Here is a 23,665-nt window from a genome sequence, read left to right on the forward strand (position 1 = left end):
TTATCTCTTGAATATTTTGCCGTTTGTCCTCATCAGAAAATAATAAACTGATAATATAAGTAACAAACAACTATTGAAAGGTTGGCCTTGCTTGCCTGGGCGGCCCAAAGATTAGCATTAATTGCCGTCGCTGCGCAGTTTTTTGCGCCGGAAGCGCGCGACGCTAGACGACGATGGCGCTGCCGCGCAGCAGTTCCTGATGGTGCGCATTGATGGCCGCCACGGCATCCTTGCCGCGCGCCATGCCGGTGGCGTGGATTTCGATATCTTGCGTGTAGCGCTGGCTGACGCGCACCGTATAGGACTGGAACAGCCAGCTCCAGAAGTTCGTTTCATAGACGGCTTCATCCATGTCGCGCCATTTCACGCCCGTGAGTTTCTTTTTCCACGGCAAGATACCTGAGGCCAGCCACACGCCCGCCTCGTCGTAGTACAGTTGGTAGCTGCGTATCGTCAGCAGGCGGTAGCCGACGATCAGGGCCGAGCCGATCAGCACGACGAAGGCGGCGCGCGCGTTGTACTTGAAGGCCAGCGGCAGGGCGGCAAAAAACAGCAGCACGGCAATGAGGAAGGTGCTGACGTAGGCGGTCCAGGATTTGCCGCACAAAAAAGTGGCGCGCTGGCCGGCGCTGGTGGCGATATAGTCGGTCATGGCGTGGGAGAGCAACAGGGAAAATGGATCATCGCATGGAACGCGGCTTCGCCGTTCATTTTTTCAACCCCTCTTGGAGCATGCCCAGCATGTCATTGGCCGACATGCGCGCGGCGGCGTCGCTGCCTTCTAATAAACTGTCGGCCAGGTCGCGCTTGTGCTGGTGCAATTCGACGATGCCTTCCTCGATCGTGTGTTTCGCCACCAGGCGGTAAATGGTGACGGGGCGCAATTGCCCCATGCGGTGGGCGCGGTCCGATGCCTGGTCTTCCACGGCCGGGTTCCACCACGGGTCCATGTGGATCACGTAATCGGCCGCCGTCAGATTGATGCCCATGCCGCCCGCCTTCAGGCTGATGAGGAAAACGTCGCCCTCACCCGCCTGGAAGGCGTCCACGCGGCGCTTGCGCTCCTGCATGGGCGTGCTGCCATCGAGATACTGGTAGCGCACGCCATGCTGCTCCAGGTGCTGGCGGATCAGGGTCAAATGGTCGACGAACTGGCTGAAGACGAGCACCTTGTGGCGGTTTTCCAGCAAGCCCGACAGCAATTGGGCGAACGCCGCCAGCTTGCTGCTGGCCAGGCCCAGCTCGGGCGCCACGAGCTGCGGATTGCAGCAGGCGCGGCGCAGTTTCATGATTTCCGCCAGGATCTGGATGGCTTTCTTTGATGCCGGCCCTTCCACCATGGCCAGCTTTTCCAGCGCTTCGCGGCGCAGGGATTCGTACAGGGCCGTTTCCTGCGGCGACAATTCCACCTCCAGCACGATTTCCGTGCGCGACGGCAATTCCGACAGCACTTGCGTCTTGGTGCGGCGCAGGATGAAGGGCGCGATCAGGCGGCGCAGCCGCAGGCGCGCGCCGGCCGCCGCCCGTTTATCCTGATCTTTCTCAATGGGACCGGCGAAGCGCAAATTAAACTGGTCGAGGGTGCCCAGCAAACCGGGATTGATGAAGCGGAACAGATTCCACAATTCGCCCAGGTGGTTTTCCAGCGGCGTGCCGCTGGCCACCATGCGGAAATCGCCTTGCAGGGCCATCACGGCTTGCGAGCGCTTGGTGGCGCCATTCTTGATCGCTTGCGCTTCGTCGAGCACGATCGTATGCCAGCGCACGCCGGCAAACAGCGCCGCTTCCTGCTGCAGCAAGCCGTAGCTGGCCACCACCACGTCGAAGGGCTGCAGGGTGTCGAGCATGTCGGCCCGGTCGCCGCTGCCGAACAGTTTGATGTTCAAGGTGGGCGCGAAGCGCTGCGCTTCACTGATCCAGTTCATGCACACGGACGTGGGGGCGACGACGAGGGTGGGGCCGTTGGGCGCGCGCGCCAGGATCAGGGCCAGCGCCTGCAAGGTTTTACCTAAGCCCATGTCGTCGGCCAGGCAGGCGCCCACGCCCCAGTGCGCCAGGCGCGCCAGCCATTCGTAGCCGGCCAGCTGGTAGTCGCGCAAGTCCGCCTGCAAGGTGCTGGGCAGCTGCGGCTGATAGTCGTCGAGGGCGCGCAGGCGCAGCAAGTGTTCGCGCCACAATTTGTCGGCCTTCACGCCGCCCGCATCGTTGGCCAGCTCTTCCAGCGCGAAGGCGGCCAGTGGGTGGATGTGCACGCCATCGGCATGCGCTTCGCCATACGCGGCCAGCTCGGACAGCCGACGGTGCAATTCGTCGCTGAGCGCCAGGAACTGGTTGTCGCCCAAGGCCACGAAGCGGCTTTTATTGTTCTGCATCAAATCGAGCAGGGCGCGCAAATCCATCACCTTGTCTTCGTCGATCTGCACTTCGCCGCTGGCGGCAAACCAGTCTTTTTCGCTCTTGATGTTCAGGCGCATCTGGCCGCTGTCGATGCGTTTCGACACGCGCATGGTTTCGCCTTCCGGCCACGCCAATACCATGCCGGCGGGATCGAGCGCCTGCAGCTCCACCAGCAATTGCAAGCCCAGCGCAGGCTGGCCCAGCAGCCACTCGCCATGCTCTTCTTCCGCCTCTTCCAGCACCAGACATTTCCCGATGAGCTGACGCTGCGCTTCGCGTTCCGCATTCAGGTCGCGCCGCGCCTGCACGGCCCGGCCCGCCACGTCGGCAAACACGCTTTCGGCGCCGCTGCCGGGCGCGTAATAGGCGCCGTTGTCGAGCAGCGGGCGGACCAAGATCTGCATTTTCAGGCCTTGCTGGTAGGGCAGCAGGTGCACGTGCAGGCGGTGGTCGGCCGTGATCGCTTCCGCGTCGCCGGCGCCGCCGCCAATATCGGACTGCACCGTGACCATGGACGAGATGGCGCCGATGGCCTGCATCACCTGTTTTTCCGCATGCAGGGGCACGGACAGGCCCAGGCCCACGATGGCGCCGATGCGCCGGTGCTCATCGAGGATATGTACCACGCGCAAGCGCGTCGGCGTCTCGCGCTGCACCACGACATTGCTGCCGTTGTCGGGCAGGGGCGGCTGCATGCCCAGCCACAGCTGCCCCTCGTGGGATTTGATCAGGAGTTCCGGCGCGCCGGCGATCAGTTCCACTCTTGTGTCGGGGTGATCGAGCCAGAAGACGAGCGGGTGGCCCACCAGCAAGATGGCAGCCTTGTCCAGCTCGACTTCATAGCGCGGTGCCGACGAATAGTATTGTTTAAAAGGCGCGATGCTGCCCGCCGCGCGCGCGTCCTGCGGCGTGAGGAAATCGATGTCGCCCGCCTCTTCGGCCAGGCGTTTGAGGCCCATGGCGCGGCCCTTGCTCCAGCCGCCGCGCGCGTCGCGCTTCTGCTCGCGCACTTCCACGGCCGTGAGGCCAAAGCGCGGGTCGAATGCCACCAGCCAGACGAGGCGCGAGACGCCGCCCAGCGCTTCGGCGGGCGCGTTCTGCTGCAGGTTGATCAGCGCGCTCAACTGGCGCTGCCACGCTTCCTGGCGCTCGAACCACGGCGCCATGTCCGTCAAGCCATGCTGCGCCCGCTTGGACGTGGCATAGCGCTCCTGCTGCGGCTCGCCCATCAAGCCCAGCAAGCCGGCCGCTTGCGCGGCGATCAGGTCGTAGCCGGCCGCGTCCGCTTGTTGCACCAGCGACCGCAGCTGGTCCTTGCGTTCGCTCAATTGCGGTAGCGCCAGCCAGTAGTACAGCAAGCCCTGGAACAGTTGCGCCTGCAGTGCCGTTTCCCAGCTGCGCGTGGGGATGCTTTCCGCCAACTGCACGCCGGCGCGCACCAGGCGCAAGGTATTGAGCTGCTGGTAGACGATGCTGTCGTGGTTCGGCTGCGCGTGCAGGGCGATATCGAGATAGGTTTCCGCGCTTTTCAGCAGCTTGGCGTCGTTGCCGCGCAGCAGTGCAAGTACATACAGGTGGCCGCCGATGCCCGTAAAGCACAGCTTGCGCTTGCCTGCTTCCTTGCGCAGTCCTTTCAAGGCTGTCTCGAAGCCCGCCACGGCGTGTGCATGTTCGCCGCGCAACAGAGCGATGCTGCTGTCGACAAACAGCGCCTGCGGCCCCTGCTGGCCCGCCAGGTAGCGGGCGGCCGCGTCGAGTTCGCCGCATAGCAGGGCGTCTTCGGCCAGGGCCAGCGGCAAGGCAGCGCCGATATGGTCGCCGGCGGCCGCCTGGCGCGCATGGTGGGCGCGCGCGTACGTGCGGATGGCGTGCGCCGTGGCCGGCTCGCGCGGCGCATTGCCCAGTAGTACGGCCAGGATGTCATCCTGCAGTTGCGGCATGACGAAAGACAACATTTCCGGTTCGAACGGGCGGCCGAAAATCTCGATCAGCGGATGCAGCTGCTGCGCTTCATAGCACGCCATGCAGGCGGCCAGGATGGCGGCCACGTGGCGCACCTCGTCATTGCGCAAGAGGGCGATGCGCAGGCGCGCCACGCCTTGCCGGTAGCTGCGCAATTCCACATAGCCATCCCAGTTGCGGCGCACGGGGTTGATCAGCTCGATAGCCTGACACAGGTCGCGAAACACCAGGTGCTCGATGGCGGCGCGCATGGCAGGCCAGCGCAGCCTCGCTTCGCAGGCAAAGCCCCGTCCCACCACCTCGCTGGCCAGCGCCAGACGCGTCAGCCGCTGCAGCATGTTGGTCACCACCAGCAGGGAAAATGGCGTGCCGTCCGGTTCGACGACATTGGCGCGCTGCAAGTGTTCATACACGGCATGCTTGCCCACCGGTTCGCCCGTGATCGCCAGCAAGGCCAGGATCATCTGTTCATGCTGCTCCAGAGCGGCGAATTCGTCCAGCAGATGTTGTTCTACATGTTGCTCGTTCATGCGGGCAAATTGGCGATATGCACGGGCGGCTCGCCGGCCGCCACAGGCAGGCCGAACACGCGCTGGTAAAAATACAGTTCCGCGTCCAGGGTGCGCACGATGTTTTCCGCCTTGCGGAAGCCGTGGCCCTCGCCTTCGAGCGGGACATACGCGACGGGTACGCCGCGCGCCTGCAAGGCGTCGACCATCAGCTGCGACTGCTGTGGCGGCACGACCTTGTCGTCGAGGCCCTGGAAGAAGATCATCGGGCGCGACAGTTTATCCGTGTGGTGGATGGGCGAGCGCTCAAGGTACAGCGCCTCGGCTTGCGGCTGCGAAGCGATCAGGTAGTCCGTGTAGCGCGATTCGAACTTGTGCGAATCGTTGTCCAGGCCCTTCAGGTCGGACACGCCATAGTAACTGGCGCCCGCCTTGAAGACGTCGTGGAAGGTCAGCGCGCACAGGGTCGTCAGGCCGCCCGCGCTGCCGCCGCGGATGATCAGGCGTTCGGGGTCGGCCAGACTGTTGGCGGCCAGATAGCGCGCGCCGGCGATGCAGTCTTCCACGTCGACGATGCCCCATTGCCCGCGCAGCGCGTCGCGGTATTCGCGGCCGAAACCGCTGCTGCCGCCATAGTTGACGTCAAGCACGCCGATGCCGCGGCTGGTCCAGTACTGCGTCGCCAGCTTTAATGTATTGCTGGCCATGCTGGTGGGGCCGCCATGGCTGATGACGATGACGGGCGGCAAGGTTCCTGCCGGCGCCTGCACGTCGCCATTGGTGGGCGCATAAAAGAAGGCGTACGCCGTGCGGCCATTGCTGCTAGGAAAACTCAAGCTGCGCGGCACGGACAGATAAGCGAGCGCGGGCAGCGCCGTGATCGACTGCGCCAGCACTTCCAGCTCATGGTTAGCCAAATCGATGCGCGCCAGTTCCAGCGCAATGGTGGGGCTGCCGCCCAGCAGTGCGACGAAGCCGGGGCCCACGCGCAGTTCGCGGATTTCCTGGTAAGGGTGGGGAATCGGCTCGAGTTTGGCCGCCGCCACGTTCAATTGCGCCAGGTAGCTGATGCCGGCCTGGATATACGTGCAGACGATCTCGTCGTCGGACAGAAAACCGTACATGCTGCCGCCGAAGGTCCAGTGCGGCGTGGCAAATTCCGCTTCCATCGGGCACAGCGCCTCGATGTTGGCGCCGTGCAGGCGGTACAGATTCCACCAGCCGCTGCTGTCGGAAACGAAGTGCAGCAAGCCGTTCGGCGACCATTCCGGCTGGCAAATCGACTCGCGCGCGCCGCCGGCGATCAGGCGTGGCGAACCGAGGCTGCCATCCGCGTGCACGTCGGCCAGCCACAGTTCCGTGCCTTGCCACGGCAGGCGCGGGTGGTCCCAGCTGATCCAGGCCAGCTGGCTGCCGTCCGGCGACAGGCGCGGCGCCGCATAAAAATCGTGGCCGCGCGCCAGCACCGTTTCGCGTCCGTCGAAGCCGACGGCGGCCAGGCAGTTTTCCGGAAGGGCATGACCTTCTTCCGGATGCTGCTCGCGCACGGCGATCAGGCGGGAGCGGGCCGTATCGACAACGAAGTCCGCATGGCGCGTGCTGCCGCCCGTGGTAAACGCTTCGGGTGCGTCGTCGCCGGCCACGCGGTACAGGCAGTTGTCGGCGAAATGCGAGAAATACACGGTATCGCCGGCAACGGCATACGCGCCTCCGCCATACTCATGCACGCGGGTGCGCACATTGAAGGGCGCCGGCGTCAATTCATCGACACGCGCGCCGCGCTGGCGCAGCAGGGTGTTGCGGCCCGCCTCGCTGGCGCGCCCGGCCAGCCAGAACACGTCGGTCCCATCCGCACCGCCCAGGGCCAGCTGCGTCAGCGGCGAGGCGCCGGCGGCCACGATGGCCGCGCTGATCGGCGATGGCCAAATGCCATAAGGGGTGCTGGATGCGGTCGAGGTCATGCGGGCTCCGTATAGTGAGGGGATCAAGGGCCGCCAGGCAGGGTCAGGGCGCGCGGCGGCGTGCATCATCATAATGGAAGGGCAGGCACAACGAAAGTCATCGCTGTGCGCGGCAATTGCTGCAAAGCGGCACCGGAATCAATGAAATGGCGGCGATTGGATGCGATAATACCGCTTCTCCAAGCTCGATTGCCTTCCATGCCACAATTTGCTCCGCTCCAGAATGATACTTTCCTGCGCGCCCTGCTGCGCCAGCCGACCGAGCACACTCCCGTCTGGCTGATGCGCCAGGCGGGCCGCTACCTGCCCGAATACCGCGCCACGCGCGAGCGGGCCGGCTCCTTCCTGGGCCTGGCAAAGAATCCCGATTACGCGACCGAAGTGACCTTGCAGCCCCTGGAGCGTTTCCCGCTCGACGCGGCCATCCTGTTTTCCGACATCCTGACGGTGCCTGACGCCATGGGCCTGGGCCTGTATTTCGCCGATGGCGAAGGCCCGAAGTTCGAGCGCCCGCTACGCACGGAACAGGACGTGAAGGCCTTGCAAGTACCTGACCTGGCATCGCTCGACTATGTCTTCAAGGCTGTCACGCAAATCCGTACGGAACTCAATGGCCGCGTGCCGCTGATCGGTTTTTCCGGCAGCCCGTGGACCCTGGCGTGCTATATGGTGGAAGGCGGCGGCTCGAAAGAGTTCCATACCATCAAGAAGATGCTGTACAACCGCCCGGACCTGATGCACCACATCCTGGCGATCAACGCCACCTCCGTGGCGCAGTACTTGAATGCGCAAATCGATGCTGGCGCGCAAGCCGTGATGATTTTCGACTCCTGGGGCGGTGCGCTGGCCGATGGCGCCTACCAGGAATTCTCGCTGGCCTACATGCAGCAAGTGGTGGCGCAATTGAAACGCGACAAGGATGGCGTCAAGATTCCCTCCATCGTGTTTACCAAGGGCGGCGGCCAATGGATCGAGCAGATCGCCGACATCGGCGCCGATGCCGTGGGTCTGGACTGGACCGTCAACCTGACGCGTGCGCGCCAGCTGGTGGGCCATAAAGTGGGCTTGCAGGGCAATCTCGACCCGGCCATCCTGTTCGCCAGCCCCGAGCAGATCCGCGCCGAAGTGGCGAAAGTGCTCAACGCCTTTGGCGCGCCCTCGGCCGGCGCGGGCCACGTATTCAACCTGGGCCATGGCATTTCCCAGTTCACGCCGCCGGAATCCGTGGAAGCCATGGTGGAAGCCGTGCACAGCATGAGCCGCGCCATGCGCAGCGGCCAGTAAGTATCCGTTTTCCCCTGGCGCAGGGGCGGAAAAGGCAGGCTTTCCAGCGGAAGCCTGCCTTTTTCTTTGCTGCGCCCCAGCAAGAAATACCGACTTATGCACAATTTTTTTTGCTGCGGAAATAAGAGGCAGTCGAAAAGCCATGCCCGGGGATGCTCTGCAAGTGCTTGATTATTAAGAAATAAAAAATACCTTGTCCGGCGGACTTTGTTGCTATTGATAAGGTTATTCTTTCGTTTGCCTGCCTTATTCCTTCATTGTCCACAAAGTTATCAACAGATTCTGTGGATAAAATTGAAAAGTATTTTGTTAACCGATACTTAGCGCCGATGTTCAGGTTTCACCTGAAGTGCATGTTGCACTGCATGATAATTGAACAATGTTTCGCCGCTCAGTGCGTAAAAACGAACGCTTGCCCGGCAATTGTCAACTTTGCCGCATGCCACCGGTATTTTTCCCGCTCGGGCGCCTCAAAATGGCGCTGATTTCTGTATAAATAAATTACAAATGGTTCAGTTATGCACAGCGGCGGAAATGCCCCCCGGTTTTCCAGCCTCCCGGGCATCAATTTTTAAGCCTTTGATTTTAAATGGTTAATTTTTCTTGCGTGCCGCTCTTGACGGCGATCGAAATTTTCTATCCACATTTTTCTGAAAGTTAATTTTGCTTTGTCCACAAAGTTATCCACAGAATTTTCTTCAGGCACGATGACACGCTGTCCTGCCTGCCGTTAGGCGTTTGAGGGATGAAACAAGTATCATGGCCCGCTGGCTTGATGCCTGACTTCCCGCGCGCCATTTACCCTGCGGCGCGCTTTTTTATTGAGATAGGCCCACCCCCCATGTCGCAGTGCATTTTGACGTCGTGCATCCTGAAAATCGCGCTCGACACGCCCTTGAACGCCCTGTTCGACTACCGCTGGAACGCGGCGGCGGTAGACGCGGACGCCGGCGCGGACGCTGCCGCGCCGTTGCCGCAAGTGGGGCAGCTGGCGCTGGTGCCGTTCGGCCGGCGCGAAGTGATGGGGCTGATCGTCGGCGTGTCCGACAGCACGGACGTGCCCGCCGCGAAACTGAAGGATGTGCTGGCCGTGCGCAGCCAGCTGGCGCCGTTGTCGGAACAATGGCTGGCGCTGGCCGCCTTTGCCGCCGATTACTACCAGCGTCCGCTCGGTGAAGTGGCCTTGCCGGGTCTGCCGAAGAATTTGCGCGTGCTGACCACCGTGGCGCTCGACCGCGCCATCAAGAAGCTGGGCAAGCTGGCCGACGCGCATGACGGCACGCCGCTGAACATGCCGGCCCTGAATGCCGCCCAGCAAGAAGCGGCGGACGCCATCGGCGGCGCCCGGGGTTTCAAGCCGACCCTGCTGTATGGCGTGACGGGCAGCGGCAAGACGGAAGTGTATCTGCAAGCCTGCGCCCAGGTGCTGGCGCGCGAGGACGATGCGCAAATCCTGATCCTGGTGCCGGAAATCAACCTCACGCCCCAGCTGGAAGGCAATATCCGCGCGCGCTTTCCCGGCGTCATGCTGGCGACCCTGCACAGCAGCCTGTCCGAAGGCGAGCGCATGCTGCACTGGCTGGCCGCCCACCAGGGCCAGGCGCGCATCGTGCTCGGCACGCGATTGGCCATCCTGGCGTCCTTGCCGAAATTGAAATTGATCGTCATCGACGAGGAACACGACCCGTCCTACAAGCAGCAGGAAGGCTTGCGCTATTCCGCGCGCGACCTGGCCGTGTGGCGCGCCTGGCAATTGCAGATTCCCATCGTGCTCGGTTCGGCGACGCCCTCGCTGGAAAGCTGGCACCACGCACAGACGGGGCGCTACCGCAAGCTGGAATTGCGCGAGCGGGCCGTCAAGAACGCGGTATTGCCGCGCGTCAAGATTTTGGACATGGAGCGCGACAAGCCGAAAGATGGCCTGACTTCGCATCTGGTAGCCGCCTTGAAACTGCGCATGGAGCGCGGGGAGCAGTCGCTGCTGTTCCTGAACCGGCGCGGCTATTCCCCCGTGATCTGTTGCGAATCGTGCGGCTGGATCAGCAATTGCACGCGTTGCACCTCGTTCATGGTGCTGCACAAGCCCGAACACCGCTTGCGCTGCCACCATTGCAGCCTGGAACTGCGCATTCCCCGCCATTGCCCCACCTGCGGCAACGTCGACCTGCAGCCGCTGGGACGCGGCACGCAGCGGGTGGAAGAGGGCTTGCAGCAATTGTTTCCAGAGGCGCGCATTTTGCGCATCGATGCCGATTCCACGCGCAAGAAGGGCAGCGCACAGGAAGCGTTCGACACCGTGCACCGGGGCGAAGTCGATATTTTGATCGGCACGCAGATGGTGGCCAAGGGGCACGATTTCAAAAAGCTGACCCTGGTCGGCATCCTGAATCCGGACACGGCCCTGTTTTCGCAGGATTACCGGGCCAGCGAACGCCTGTTCGCCCAGTTGATGCAGGTGGCGGGTCGTGCCGGGCGCGCCGCGCAGACGGAAGGGGGCAGCGTATCCGAGGTGCTGATCCAGACGCGCTATGCGCGCCATCCGCTGTACGACGCCGTCGTCAACCACGATTACGACCACTTCGCCACGACCTTGCTGGAAGAGCGGGCGCAGGCGGCGCTGCCGCCCTACCTGTTCCAGGCCCTGCTGCGCGCCGAGGCGCCCGAGCTGGCGACCGCCATCGAGTTCCTGCAGGCGGCGAAAGAGTGCATGGAACACCCGCAGGTGACCATCAATGACCCGATTCCCATGAGCATGACGCGCGTCTACAACGTGGACCGCGCCCAGCTGCTGCTGGAATCGCCCTCGCGGCCGGCCCTGCAGGCGTTTTTAAAAGAATGGCTGGCGGAACTGCGCGCCATGAAGTCACGCGTGAAATGGTCGCTGGAAGTCGACCCGCTGGATATTTGAATTAATGCACTGAGTTAGTTCAGATAGTCGCGCGCCGACTTGACGATCTGCTCGGACAGCAGCTTGGTAAACGGCGTGTCCAGGGTCCACGCATGCCAGCTCAGCGGCACATCCAGGGTGCTGCCCGGCATCAGCTCCACGAGACGGTCTGTTGCCAGCCCCTGGGCGGCCAGGCGCTGCGGCATCAGGCCATAGGCGAGGCCATCCTGGACGCAGCCGCGGCGCGCCGCTTCCACGGGTAAGGTGTGGTGCGGAAACGGTTCACGCATGCTCAATTGTTCAGCAAGGAAACGCGCCAGCAAGCCGTGCTGGCCCACGACGGCCGGTGCCAGTTGCACCGCTTCGGCAATAAAACCATCGCCGAACCAGTGGCCGGCAAACATGGGTGTAGCCACGCACACATAGCGCAAGGTGCCCAGCGGCGTGACGCTGGTGGCGGCCGCCGCGTCGATCGCTGTGCCGGACTCGGCTGCCACGCAGCCAAACACGGAGCCGTCGCGCACCATTTGCAAGGCGCTGTCGCTGTCGGCCAGGCGCACGTCGAGCTGGCAGCGCGGCGGCGCCAGCAGGGCGGACAAGGTGTCGGGGAACCACGTGGCCAGGCTGTCGGCATCGATGGCGATGGCGATTTCCGGCATGCTGACGCTGTTGCCCAGGTCGATGTCGAGCGATGCTTCCATCAGCTTGACGTTGCGGTGGTGCACGATCAGGCGCTGGCCCAGGCCCGTCGGCACGGCTGGCTGGCCACGGATGATCAGCAGGCGCCCGCTGGCGTCTTCCAGCGCCTTGATGCGCTGCGAGACGGCCGACTGGGTGATGCCCAGCGCCAGGGCAGCCTTGTCGAAACTGCCATGGCTGGCGACGGCGTCCAGCACGGCCAGCGCGCGATAATCGAGTGATCCCATTAGCTCAGCTTATAAATTTTGAAAATGATTAGTTATACTAATGCATATATTGCTGCAAAGTAAAACCTTATTTTCGGCAAACGGGTAGTATCGAACGCTGTGAGCAACCTCAGTGGATGGATAGCACGATGAAGACGATACGAGTGGATGTGGCCGTGATCGGCAGCGGCACGGCCGGCATGACGGCGCACAAGGCGGCGCGCATGCAGGGCAAGCGCGTGCTGATGATCGAAAGCGGACCGTACGGCACGACCTGCGCCAGGGTCGGCTGCATGCCCAGCAAACTCTTGATCGCGGCGGCCGAGGCGGCCCATGCCGTGGCTGCCGCACCCGGTTTCGGCGTGCATCCGGGGCCCGTGCGCATCGATGGCCGGCAAGTGATGGCCAGGGTGCGTAGCGAGCGCGACCGCTTTGTCGGCTTCGTGCTCGACGGCGTCAACGCCATCCCCGACGAGGAAAAACTGCGCGGCCACGCGCGTTTTATTTCTCCCGGCACATTGCAGGTGGATGAGCATACGATTGTCGAAGCTGGCAGCGTGGTGATCGCCACCGGTTCCACGCCCAGCGTACCGCCCGAGTGGCAGGCGGCCGGCGAGCGTGTCATCACCAGCGACGCCGTGTTCGAGTGGACGGACTTGCCGCAATCGGTCGCCGTGGTCGGCAGCGGCGTGATCGGCCTGGAGCTGGGCCAGGCGCTGGCGCGGCTGGGCGTGCGCGTGACCCTGTTTGCGCGCGGCAATAAAGTCGCGCAACTGACGGATCCGCTGGTGCTGCGCGAGGCGGATGCCGTGCTGGCGCGCGAACTCGATATCCGGTTCATGACCAAGGTCGCGCACGTGGAAAAAACGCCGGACGGCAGCGGCATCCTGCTGACCAGCAGCGATGGCGCCGGCGTGGAAAAAACCGAGCAGTTCGAGTATGTGCTGGCCGCCATCGGCCGCGCGCCGAACGTGGACAAGATCGGCCTGGAAACGGCGCAAATCGAGCTCGACCGCCACGGCATTCCCCTGCATGACCCGCACACCATGCAGTGCGGCAAAAGCGCCATCTTCATCGCCGGCGACGCCGACAACGAACTGCCGCTGTTGCCCGAGGCGGCCGACGAGGGCCGCATCGCCGGGGAGAACGCGGCCCGCTTTCCTGACATCAAACCTGGCTTGCGCCGCACGCCATTGACGATTGCCTTCACGGAGCCGCAGATCGCCACTGTGGGCGCCACGTACCAGCAATTGTGCGTGAGCCATGCGGGCCGTTTCGCCGTGGGCGCCGTGTCGTTCGGTAACCAGGGCCGCAGCCGCGTGATGCTGCAAAACCAGGGCTTGCTGCGCGTGTATGCGGAGTTTGGCAGCAAGCGCTTTCTCGGCGCCGAGCTGATCGGCCCACGGGCGGAACACCTGGGCCACTTGCTGGCTTGGGCGTGCCAGGCGCAGCTGACGGTGCCGGCCATGCTCGACATGCCGTTCTACCATCCCGTCATCGAGGAAGGCGTGCGCACGGCCTTGCGCGAGCTGGCGCTGCACCTGGAAAAAGACCCGGAACACGCGCCCGGCTGCGCCGATTGCTCGCCTGGCGTCTGATGCAATTTTTGTATTTAAACAATTTTGTAGACAAGCGCACATGATTGCGCGATCATCGCTGCCACATTGAAATATTGATTAAAAGCAAAAAACATTTCAATTGGTTCATGCCCACGACTTCCTGATGGTAAAAAGGGTAGCGGCTAGCGATGACGGAGACGATGTGAAAATTCGGCGCATTTATGCGGGAGAACTCGCCCTCGGCGTGGCTCTGCCCTGGGACGTGCATGGCGAAACGGGCGGCTTGCTGGCCAGGCTGGGCCATGTCATCAGTAGCGAGAACCAGATCGCATTGCTGCTGGCGCGCGGCGTCATCGCCGATGCCAGTGCGGACGTGCCGCGCACGGCCACGGAGGCGCCATCGGCCCTGCGCATGCTGAACCTCGTCACGGCAGGCCTGGGCCTCGTCTTGCCGGCCATTGCCGCCGGGCAGGCGGACAGCCACCTGTCCCTGCCGGCGCTGGCGCAGCTGGTGGAAGAGGCCGTTGCACTGGACGCCGACGTGGCACTGGCCTGCATCCTGCACAACCAGGGCGCGGGCGACTTTGCCGTGCGCCACAGCGTCGACACGGCCGTCATCACGGCCTTGCTGGCGCGCGCCCTGAAACTCGACGACGCCGTCGTGCGCAGCGTGGTGCTGGCCGCGCTGAGCATGAATGTGGGCATGCTGGAACGCCATGCGGATTTCCAGCACAAGGCGGGTCCGCTGGACGCCCAGGAACGGGCCTATTTGCGCGCCCATCCGCAAGCCGGTGTCGACCTGCTGCGCGCGGCGGGCGTGACGGACGCCGTCTGGCTGCAGGCCGTGCTGCAGCACCATGAAAATATCGATGGCAGCGGTTATCCGCTGGGCACGCAAGGCGAGGCGATCGGCATCGGTGCGCGCCTGATCATGCTGGCCGACCGCTATTGCGCGCGCGTCTCGAAGCGCAGCTACCGCCAGCCCTTGCTGCCCAACGTGGCCCTGCGCGAAATGCTGATGGCCGACAAGGCCACCCTCGATGCGCCGCTGGCGTCGCTGCTGGTGCGCGAGCTGGGCATCTACCCGGTCGGCACCTTCGTCAAACTGTTGAATGGGGAAATCGGCGTCGTCACGCGCAAGGGCTTGAATGCCACCACGCCGCATGTGCAGTCGCTGATCGGCCCGCGTGGCGCGCGCCTCGAGGTGCCGCTGCGGCGCGACACGCGCGTGGACTTGCACGCCATCCGCGAAGTGCTCAGTGCGGAGCAGGCGGGACTGCAGTTTCGCCCTGATCAGCTGTGGGGCCGCAGCGCCAGAGTTTGATTTAGTTCAGCAGACCCGCATCCAGCCGTCCTTCGGCTGCCAGTTCGCGCATGATGCGCACGGTGTCGATGTCGGATTCCTTGTAGGCGGAACGGCGGAAGTCGTCGTACAGGGCGTTGGCCGCATCGGTGGCCGCGTCGTGGCCGTCGTCGTATTGGAAGCGCACCCACAGGCTCGCTTCATCGGGCATCTCGATGGTCATGATCAATGACGAGGCGCTGATGTCCTTTTGCGCCGGCACTTCGTAGCGCACCTGCAGTTGCGGTATCAGCACCACCCTGTCGTTGATGACCAGCTCGCCATAGCGCAGGCTGCGCGCGAAACCGGCATCGCTGCGCTCGCTGATCTGACATTCATCGAGGTGCGGCACGAACAGCTTGGGCGACTCGGCGCGCAAGACGAGGCCGCGCCAGACCTGTTCCAGGCTCAAGGTGTCAATCAGCGGGTTCAAGGGATCGTTGATTTCAATCAGGTGTTCAAATTTCATGGGACTGCCATTCGGTAAGTGGGCGCGCACGGGCGATATAGGCGGAATGGTACTCCAGGCGTGGCATCGCCGCACGCATTGAATCGGCCAAGATGGCGGCATATGGTGATATATCAATGCCATTGCCTGTTTTTCGGGCATGTCCCATCGTGCAAAAGGCGGGCGCGACGCTGTTACAATGGGCTGCTGTTCCCTGCGGAAATACCCTGATGTCCAAAGCACCACAGTTCGGTCTGAATGCGCCCCAAAGCGAAGCGGTTACCTACCTCGACGGCCCTTGCCTGGTGCTGGCGGGCGCCGGCTCGGGCAAGACGCGCGTGATCACGCAAAAGATCGCTCATCTGATCGAAGACCGGGGCTATGACCCGCGCACCATCGCCGCGCTGACCTTCACCAACAAGGCGGCGCTGGAAATGCAGGAACGCATCGCCAAGCTGTTGAAACAGCCGCGCCAGGCCAAGCAGCTGACGGTGTCGACCTTCCACTCGCTGGGCGTGAAGATCCTGCGCCAGGAAGCCAATGGCGTGGGCTTGAAAGACCGCTTTTCCATCATGGACAGCGACGACTGTTTTTCCCTCGTGCAAGACCTCGCCATTACCACCGATAAACAGGTCATTCGCGGCATCCAGAATGCCATGTCCCTGTGGAAAAATGGCCTGATCGACCCGGACATGGCCCTGGCGCAAGCGAAGGATGAGGACGAGGCGAATGCGGCGCGCATCTACCGCAGCTATGTGGCGACCCTGTCCGCCTACCAGGCCGTCGATTTCGACGATTTAATACGCCTGCCGGTGGAACTGTTCCGCAACAACGGCCCCGTGCGCGACAAGTGGCAGCGCCGTTTGCGCTACCTGCTCGTCGATGAATACCAGGATACGAATACGTGCCAGTACGAACTGGTGAAACTGATGGTGACGGGCATCGGCAAGAAGCCGATGTTTACGGCCGTGGGCGACGACGACCAGGCAATCTATGCTTGGCGCGGCGCCACCGTGGAAAACCTGAAGACCCTGGAAACGGATTTCCCCGATTTGCGCGTGATCAAACTCGAGCAGAATTACCGCTCCACCATGCGCGTGCTGAACGCGGCCAATGCCGTCATCGGCAACAATCCTAAACTGTTTGAAAAGTCGCTGTGGTCGGAACACGGCCTGGGCGAGCCGATCAAGGTGCTGGGCATGCAGACGGACGAGCAGGAGGCGGAGCAGGTCGCCATCATGATTTCGGCCGACCATTTTGAACGCAAGAATAAATTTTCCGATTACGCGATTCTGTACCGCGGCAACCACCAGGCGCGCATCATCGAGCAGTGTTTGCGCAAGGAACGCATCCCGTACACGATTTCGGGCGGCCAGAGTTTCTTCGACAAGGCCGAGATCAAGGACATCATCAGCTACCTGCGTTTGCTGGCGAATGAAGACGATGACCCGGCCTTCATCCGCGCCGTGACGACGCCGCGCCGTGGCGTGGGCCAGTCGACCCTGGAAGTGCTGGGCGCGTTTTCGGGGCAGTGGCAGTGCTCGCTGTTCCAGGCCGTGTTTAAAGGCGGCATCGAAGCCAAGCTGACGGACCGCCAACTGGGGCCGCTGCGCGATTTCTGTAACTTCATCAACGACCTCGAATCGCGCGCCAGCCGGCCCGGTGCGGCCGGCAGCGGCGACAACGCGGCCGAAGTGCTCGATGACATGATGAAGGAAATCCACTACGAATCGTATCTGTACGATGCTTTCGAGGAACGCCAAGCGCAAAGCAAGTGGCAGAACGTGCTGGAATTCGTCAACTGGCTCAAGGAACGGGGCCGGGGCGGCAAGGACCGCGACGGTGAAGAAAAGAACGTGCTGGAATTGACGCAGATGGTGGCCCTGATGACCATGCTGGAAGGCAAGGACGAGGAGCAGGATGCCGTGCGCATGTCGACCCTGCACGCGTCGAAAGGCCTGGAGTTTCCGCACGTGTTTCTGGTCGGCGTGGAAGAGGGAATCTTGCCGCACAAGGGCGATCCTGATGCGCCGGCCGAAACCATCGCCGCGCGCATCCAGGAAGAGCGCCGGCTGATGTATGTGGGCATCACGCGGGCCCAGCGCACCTTGCACATCACCTGGTGCAAGAAGCGCAAGCGGGCCGGCGAGCAAGTCCATTGCGACCCGTCGCGTTTCATCAAGGAAATGGAACTCGACGTGGGCGACGCCGTGCCGACGGAAGCGGAGGTGATTTCGCCCAAGGAACGTCTGGCGCGCATGAAAGCCTTGCTGGCCGCGCCGAAAGGCTAATTCAAGAACTTCACGCTTCCACGGCGCCGTCGGGCGTGGTTTTCGGCACGATGGCCAGCTGCATGCCCAGCGCATCGAGCATCTTCAAAATGGTTTCAAAGCGCGGTTTGCTGCCTTCGCGCAAGGCTTTATACGCGCCTTCACGCGTGATGTCGGCCCGGGCCGCTACCTTGCCCATGCCGTAGGCGCGCACCACGTCGTTCATGGCGGACTGGAACAGTTCCGCGTTGCCGGTGGCAACGATTTCGCTCATGTAGGCGGCCACGGCGGCCTTGCTGGTCAGGTGTTGCGTCGGGTCGAATTTGCTCAGCCCTAATGCTTCCAGGTTGTCGAGGTCGAAGGTGTCATGGTCGATATGTTGGTTCATTTTTTTCGTGCTCCTGTGGATGCCGCCGCCGCTTTCTTCAGGGCCGCCTGCCGGGCTTTCAAGTCCTTGAGTATCGCTTGCGCCTGCTTGATGTCGCGTCGCTGGCTTGATTTGTTTCCACCCAACAGCAGCAAGATCAGGGTGCCCAGGTTGGTCTCGTGAAAATACACGCGCCAGCCGGGTCCCGTCTGTAAAAAACGCAGCTCGCACACGCCTTCGCCCACAGGCCGCCAGTCGCCCTTTTTACCGTGCTGCAAATGCTTGATGCGCGCATCAATGGCGGCCGCCGCCACGTCGTGCAAGGTGTCTTCCCAGCGGCGGTATTCAGCCGTCTTGCGCGTATCGATCAGATCAGGCAAGGTGGATAGGTCCATTGTAATCGTTTGTTCTCATTCGTCAAGCGGTTTGATTCAGCCATATGGAGAGAATAGGCAGAAATCGGCACCGCTTCGGCAAGAATGCCGCTTGTTTGTCCTGGCTCACGCCGCTGCGGCGGTAAAATGCCGCTTTCAGTCAGGAGTCACCGTGAGCACCATGGACAATGCAGAACAGATGGAAGTACGTTTCGTCGATATCGAAATCAAGCTGGCGCAGCAGGAAGACCTGGTCGAGTCGCTGAACCAGATGGTGTACCAGCAGGGCAAGCGCATCGACCAGCTCGAAGCGATGCTGCACAAGCTGGGCGAACACGTACGCGACGGGGCGCAGCAGGCGAATGGCGGGCTGGTCAACGAACGTCCGCCGCATTATTGAATCGGCATCGTGACGCGGGGCGCATGAAAACCGTTCATTACTGGCTGGCGCGCTACCATCGGTAGTTGCTGGTGACGCAAGTGTGTCAGGCTGTTATTATTTCAGGCTGGCCCGCGACACAATCGCGGCTCTCTTGCGTTCCTTGAAAGTAGACATGACCCGTCCAACAATGCTCGTCATCGCCGCCAGCCTGATGCTGGCGCCAGCCGCCGCCGTTTTTGCCGCCACCGCGGCCGCAGCGCTGCCTGCTTCGAACCCGTTTGCGCAGGCCAGCAGCCTGCCCTTCCACTATCCGCCGTTCGACAAGGTGCAGGACGCGGACTACGCGCCCGCCTTTACGGCAGGCATGGCCGCCAACCTGGCGGAAATCAACGCGATTGCGAATAACAAGCAGCCAGCGACCTTCGACAATACCATCGTCGCCATGGAACGCTCGGGCCAGCTGCTGAGCCGCGTGCGCACCGTGTTTTCCGTGATGTCCGGCTCGAACACGAATGAGACGATCCAGGGCCTGGAGCGTGAACTGGCGCCGAAGATGGCGGCCCACAGCGACGCGATCATGCTCAACGACAAACTCTTCAAGCGCATCGACAGCCTGTACGCCAAGCGCGCCAAGCTGGGCCTCGATGCGGAATCGAAGCGCCTGCTCGAGCGTTACCACACGGACTTCGTGCGCGCCGGCGCCAAGCTGTCGGCCGCGGACAAGGAAAAGCTGCGCGCCTACAATGGCCAGCTGGCCGCCTTGTCGACCAAGTTTGCGCAAAATGTACTGAAGGAATTGAACGCTTCGGCCGTCGTTGTCGATACGCGCGAAGAACTCGACGGCCTGTCGTCGGCTGCCATCGAAGTGGCCGCCGGCCTGGCCAAGAAGCGCGGCCTCGATGGCAAATATGTGATCGCCCTCGTCAACACGACGGGCCAGGCACCGCTGTCGCTGCTGACCAACCGCGCCGTGCGCGAACGCATCATGGCCGCCTCGCAAGCGCGCGGCAGCCGTGGCGGCGAGTTCGACAATACCCAGGAAGTGCTGGAACTGGCGAAACTGCGCGCCGAACGTGCCGCGCTGATGGGCTACCCGAACTACGCGGCCTACTCGCTGGAAGACCAGACGGCGCACGACACGACCGCCGTGAACGCTTTGCTGGGCGAACTGGCGAAGCCGGCCGTCGTCAACGCGCGCCGTGAAGCGGACGATATCCAGAAGGTCATCGATGCAGGCAAAGGCGGCTTCAAGGTGGGCGCTGCCGACTGGGCCTTCTATAGCGACAAGGTGCGCGCCGAACGCTACAACTTTGACGAAACGCAATTGAAGCCGTACTTTGAAATGCACAGCGTATTGGCCCGTGGCGTGTTCTTTGCCGCCGGTAAATTGTACGGCTTGACCTTCAAGCAGCGCACCGACTTGCCAGTCTACACGGCCGACATGCTGGTGTACGACGTTTTCAATGAAGACGGCACGCAACTGGCCATCTTTACGCTCGACCCTTACGCGCGCAGTAACAAGCGCGGCGGCGCCTGGGCGAATGCCTACGTGGGCCAGTCGAGTTTGCTGAACCGCAAGCCCGTCATCGCGAATAACCTGAACATTCCGAAGCCGGAAGCGGGCCAGCCGACCCTGATGACGTTTGACGAAGTCAACACCATGTTCCACGAATTCGGCCATGCGCTGCACGGCATGTTCTCGAACGTGAAATACCCGCGCTTTGCCGGCACCAGCGTGCCGCGCGACTTCGTCGAATACCCGTCGCAAGTCAATGAAATGTGGGCGCTGTGGCCGGAAGTGCTGCAAAACTACGCCAAGCACTACCAGACGGGCGCGGCCATTCCGGCCGAGTTGCTGGCGAAAGTGACGGCGGCCGACAATTTCAACCAGGGCTATAAAACCACGGAATACCTGGCATCGGCCCTGCTGGACCAGCGCTGGCACCAGCTGACCCCGGCGCAGATCCCGACCGACGTGCTGGCGTTTGAGAAGGCCGCCTTGACGGATGCGGGCGTCGATTTCGCCCCGGCGCCGCCGCGCTACCGCACCACGTATTTCTCGCACGCGTTCGCGGGCGGTTATTCGGCCGGCTACTACGCGTATTTGTGGTCGGAAAAGCTCGACGCAGACACGGTCGAGTGGTTCAAGGAAAACGGCGGCCTGACGCGCAAGAACGGCGACTGGTTCCGGACTAAACTGCTGTCGCGCGGTGGCAGCGCCGATGCGCTCGACATTTACCGCAACTTCCGTGGCCGCGATGCGAAGATCGAGCCGTTGCTGGAACGCCGTGGCTTGAACGGCAAGTAATTCCTTCCCAGCACTGGCCTCGCTGGTGCTGAACATCAATGGCCGCCCCGCAATGGGCGGCCATTTTTATTTGGCGATTCCGCTTGAAAACCGTGGTAAACCGCGCAGTTGGCGTCATGCACCACAGGATCGCCCATGTTGGATGACGCCTGTGTGACAGACTGCTATGATCTGCCACTGGCCCGCGACGCGATCGCGGTTCTTCCCGCGCTTCCTGAAAGATGTCATGATCCGTCCACAACTGCTCGTCATCGCCGCCAGCGTCATGCTGGCCCACGCCGCCCCATCCGCCATGGCTGCCGCCACTGCAAAATCCGCGCCTGCCGCTGCCGTCAGCGCCCAGAACCCCCTGCTCAAAGTGAGCCCGCTGCCATTCCAGATGCCGCAGTTCGGCCTGATCAAGGATGAACACTACGCGCCGGCGTTTGCCGAAGGCATGAAACGCCAGTTGGCCGAAGTCAACGCGATTGCCAGCAACCGCCAGGCGCCCACGTTTGAAAACACCATCGTGGCCCTCGAGCGCACGGGACAGCTGCTGCACCGCGTGCAAAGCATCTTCAGCAACATGACGTCGACCAATACCAACGCCGTGCTGGAAGCGGTGGAAGTGGACGTGTCGCCGAAGCTGGCCGCGCACGCGGATGCGATCACCCTGAATCCGAAACTGTTTACCCGCATCGACACGCTGTACGCCAAGCGCGACAAGCTGGGCCTCGATGCCGAATCCCTGCGCTTGCTCGAGCGTTATCACACGGACTTCGTGCGCGCCGGCGCCAAGCTGTCCGATGCGGACAAGGAAAAACTGAAAGCCTACAACGCCGAACAGGCGGGCCTGGAAACGGCCTTCGCGCAAAACGTGCTGAAGGAAACGAATGCCAAGAGCATCGTCGTCGACACGCGTGCTGCACTGGCCGGCATGACGGACAGCGATATCGATACGGCCGCCACGGCCGCCAAGGAACGGGGCTTGACGGGCAAGTTCGTCATTGCCCTGGTCAACACCAGCGGCCAGCCGCCACTGGCGGTATTGACGGATCGCAAGACGCGTCAGCGCCTGATGGATGCGTCGCTGAACCGGGGTAGCCAGGGCGGCGAGTTCGACAACCGCGCCATCGTGCTGAAGCTGGCCAAACTGCGCGCCGAACGGGCCACCCTGCTCGGTTACGCCAACTACGCCGCGTACTCGCTGGAAGACCAGACGGCCAAGACTACGACGGCCGTCAACACCCTGCTGTCGGAACTGGCGAAACCGGCCGTCGCCAACGCGCGCCGCGAAGCGGCCGACCTGCAGCAAGTGGTCGATGCCGAGAAGGGCGGTTTCCAGGTAGCGGCGGCCGACTGGGCCATCTACACGGACAAGCTGCGCAAGCAACGTTTCAATTTCGATGAAAACGAGCTGAAACCGTACCTGGAACTCAACAGCGTGCTGAACAATGGCGTTTTCTTTGCCGCCAATAAACTGTATGGCATCAGCTTCAAGCAACGTACTGATCTACCGGTGTACAACCCGGACGTGCGCGTGTATGACGTGCTCGATGCCAACGGCAAGCCGCTGGCCCTGTTCATCGCCGACTTCTATGCGCGCGGCAACAAGCATGGCGGCGCGTGGATGAATGAATACGTGTCGCAGTCAATGCTGATGGGCACGCATCCGGTGGTGGCCAACCAATTGAACATTCCGAAGCCGTCCGCCGGCCAGCCGACCTTGCTGACGTTCGATGAAGTGACGACCATGTTCCACGAATTCGGCCATGCGCTGCACGGCATGTTTTCGAACGTGAAATATCCGCGTTTTGCCGGCACCAGCGTGCCGAGCGACTTCGTCGAGTATCCATCCCAAGTCAATGAAATGTGGGCCGTCTGGCCGGAAGTGCTGCAAAACTATGCCAAGCACTACCAGAGCGGCGCGGCCATGCCGCAGGAATTGCTCGACAAGGTCACGGCGGCGAAGAAATTCAACCAGGGTTTCATGACGACGGAATACCTGTCGGCGGCCTTGCTGGACCAGCGCTGGCACCAGCTGGCGCCGAGCCAGATCCCGACCGACGTGCTGGCCTTTGAAGCGGCATCGTTGAAAGACGCGGGCGTCGACTACGCGCCCGTGCCGCCACGCTACCGCACCAGTTACTTTTCGCACAGCTTCTCGGGCGGCTACTCGGCGGCGTATTACGCCTACCTGTGGTCGGAAAAGCTGGACGCGGAATCGGTCAACTGGTTCAAGGAAAACGGCGGCCTGACGCGCAAGAATGGCGACTGGTTCCGCAGCAAATTGCTGTCGCGCGGCGGCAGCGTCGATGCGCTGCAGCTGTTCCGCGACTTCCGCGGCCGCGATGCCACCGTGGAACCATTGCTGGAACGCCGCGGCTTGAACGCCAAGTAAGACGTCCTCAGCAGAAGCTTGCGTTGCGTTGACATGGCGCACGCAAGCTTTCTGTGCCGGCGGCGTAGAATTGAGTAAGATGTAAACAAGAAGGCAGTCGAAAGAGTATATGAGTCAGCAAGATTTGAATGGCATTACCCTGGAAGGTATCGTGACGCGCCTGCAGGCCCACTATGGTTGGGACGGCTTGGCCAAGCACATCGATATCAATTGCTTCATCAGCGATCCCAGCATCAAGTCGAGCCTGAAGTTTTTGCGCAAGACCCCGTGGGCCAGGAGCAAGGTGGAACAGCTGTACCTGGACACGCAATTTACTGACTGACAGGAAAA

Annotated in this window: 16 protein-coding genes; 9 read left to right on the forward strand and 7 right to left on the reverse strand. The window is 62.4% G+C overall.

Annotation, left to right across the window (positions count from 1 at the left end; all coding sequences use genetic code 11):
- Window positions 1-163: 163 nt before the first annotated feature.
- From CSQ93_RS18070 to CSQ93_RS18080, 3 genes are read right to left on the reverse strand one after another with little or no spacing between them, the layout of a single operon-like run.
- Window positions 164-652 carry a hypothetical protein gene (locus CSQ93_RS18070; protein WP_099379219.1) on the reverse strand — a complete coding sequence of 163 codons (489 nt, stop codon included), beginning with the start codon at window positions 650-652 and terminating at the stop codon, window positions 164-166.
- A 55-nt stretch (window positions 653-707) separates the two neighbouring features.
- On the reverse strand, window positions 708-4,889 hold the full coding sequence (locus tag CSQ93_RS18075) for a DEAD/DEAH box helicase (protein WP_099379220.1): 4,182 nt from the start codon (window positions 4,887-4,889) through the stop codon (window positions 708-710).
- Window positions 4,886-6,829, reverse strand: coding sequence for a dipeptidyl-peptidase 5 (locus tag CSQ93_RS18080; RefSeq protein WP_099379221.1), 1,944 nt, complete (start codon window positions 6,827-6,829; stop codon window positions 4,886-4,888). The genes CSQ93_RS18075 and CSQ93_RS18080 overlap by 4 nt, the downstream gene beginning before the upstream one ends.
- Window positions 6,830-7,027: 198 nt before the next feature.
- Here CSQ93_RS18080 and hemE point away from each other — a divergent pair, with 198 nt between their 5' ends.
- On the forward strand, window positions 7,028-8,113 hold the full coding sequence (gene hemE, locus CSQ93_RS18085) for a uroporphyrinogen decarboxylase (RefSeq protein ID WP_099379222.1): 1,086 nt from the start codon (window positions 7,028-7,030) through the stop codon (window positions 8,111-8,113).
- An 841-nt stretch (window positions 8,114-8,954) separates the two neighbouring features.
- Window positions 8,955-11,021 (forward strand): primosomal protein N', encoded by a 2,067-nt coding sequence (locus tag CSQ93_RS18090; protein WP_099379223.1) that lies wholly within the window; start codon window positions 8,955-8,957, stop codon window positions 11,019-11,021.
- 14 nt (window positions 11,022-11,035) lie between these two features.
- Here CSQ93_RS18090 and CSQ93_RS18095 read toward each other — a convergent pair whose 3' ends face one another.
- The gene (locus CSQ93_RS18095) at window positions 11,036-11,926 is read right to left on the reverse strand and encodes an ArgP/LysG family DNA-binding transcriptional regulator (protein WP_099379224.1); all 891 of its coding nucleotides are present in this window, start codon (window positions 11,924-11,926) and stop codon (window positions 11,036-11,038) included.
- Window positions 11,927-12,054: 128 nt separating this feature from the next.
- Between CSQ93_RS18095 and CSQ93_RS18100 the strand changes: the two genes are divergently transcribed.
- Both CSQ93_RS18100 and CSQ93_RS18105 read left to right on the forward strand, forming a co-directional pair.
- Window positions 12,055-13,503 carry a dihydrolipoyl dehydrogenase gene (locus CSQ93_RS18100; RefSeq protein WP_099379225.1) on the forward strand — a complete coding sequence of 483 codons (1,449 nt, stop codon included), beginning with the start codon at window positions 12,055-12,057 and terminating at the stop codon, window positions 13,501-13,503.
- Between the two features lie 163 nt (window positions 13,504-13,666).
- Window positions 13,667-14,788, forward strand: coding sequence for an HD-GYP domain-containing protein (locus tag CSQ93_RS18105; protein WP_233516234.1), 1,122 nt, complete (start codon window positions 13,667-13,669; stop codon window positions 14,786-14,788).
- Between the two features lies 1 nt (window position 14,789).
- On the opposite strand, the gene CSQ93_RS18110 is transcribed toward CSQ93_RS18105, so the two are convergent.
- Window positions 14,790-15,275 carry an SRPBCC family protein gene (locus CSQ93_RS18110; RefSeq protein WP_099379226.1) on the reverse strand — a complete coding sequence of 162 codons (486 nt, stop codon included), beginning with the start codon at window positions 15,273-15,275 and terminating at the stop codon, window positions 14,790-14,792.
- A 209-nt stretch (window positions 15,276-15,484) separates the two neighbouring features.
- On the opposite strand from CSQ93_RS18110, the gene CSQ93_RS18115 reads away from it, so the two are divergent.
- Window positions 15,485-17,545, forward strand: a complete 2,061-nt coding sequence (locus CSQ93_RS18115) for a UvrD-helicase domain-containing protein (protein ID WP_051991465.1) — start codon at window positions 15,485-15,487, stop codon at window positions 17,543-17,545.
- A 10-nt stretch (window positions 17,546-17,555) separates the two neighbouring features.
- Here the strand turns inward: CSQ93_RS18115 and CSQ93_RS18120 are convergent, their stop codons facing one another.
- Both CSQ93_RS18120 and CSQ93_RS18125 read right to left on the reverse strand, forming a co-directional pair.
- Window positions 17,556-17,912: an addiction module antidote protein gene (locus CSQ93_RS18120; protein ID WP_099379227.1), complete on the reverse strand. Its 357-nt coding sequence runs from the start codon at window positions 17,910-17,912 to the stop codon at window positions 17,556-17,558.
- Complete coding sequence (locus CSQ93_RS18125; protein ID WP_233516235.1) at window positions 17,909-18,286, reverse strand: type II toxin-antitoxin system RelE/ParE family toxin; 378 nt, start codon at window positions 18,284-18,286, stop codon at window positions 17,909-17,911. Before CSQ93_RS18125 ends, CSQ93_RS18120 begins: the two co-directional genes overlap by 4 nt.
- 160 nt (window positions 18,287-18,446) lie before the next feature.
- Between CSQ93_RS18125 and CSQ93_RS18130 the strand changes: the two genes are divergently transcribed.
- The 4 genes from CSQ93_RS18130 (at window position 18,447) to CSQ93_RS18145 (ending at window position 23,657) form a co-directional block, all read left to right on the forward strand.
- Window positions 18,447-18,665 (forward strand): SlyX family protein, encoded by a 219-nt coding sequence (locus CSQ93_RS18130; RefSeq protein WP_034753936.1) that lies wholly within the window; start codon window positions 18,447-18,449, stop codon window positions 18,663-18,665.
- A 154-nt stretch (window positions 18,666-18,819) separates the two neighbouring features.
- Entirely contained in the window at window positions 18,820-20,955 is a 2,136-nt protein-coding gene (locus CSQ93_RS18135; protein WP_233516236.1) for a M3 family metallopeptidase, read from the forward strand.
- 226 nt (window positions 20,956-21,181) lie between these two features.
- Window positions 21,182-23,335: a M3 family metallopeptidase gene (locus CSQ93_RS18140; protein WP_099379229.1), complete on the forward strand. Its 2,154-nt coding sequence runs from the start codon at window positions 21,182-21,184 to the stop codon at window positions 23,333-23,335.
- A 109-nt stretch (window positions 23,336-23,444) separates the two neighbouring features.
- Window positions 23,445-23,657, forward strand: coding sequence for a VF530 family DNA-binding protein (locus CSQ93_RS18145; protein ID WP_034780902.1), 213 nt, complete (start codon window positions 23,445-23,447; stop codon window positions 23,655-23,657).
- The last annotated feature ends 8 nt before the right edge of the window (window positions 23,658-23,665 follow it).

Origin of the sequence: Janthinobacterium sp. BJB426 (assembly GCF_002735705.1) — a bacterium.
Taxonomy (GTDB): domain Bacteria; phylum Pseudomonadota; class Gammaproteobacteria; order Burkholderiales; family Burkholderiaceae_D; genus Janthinobacterium.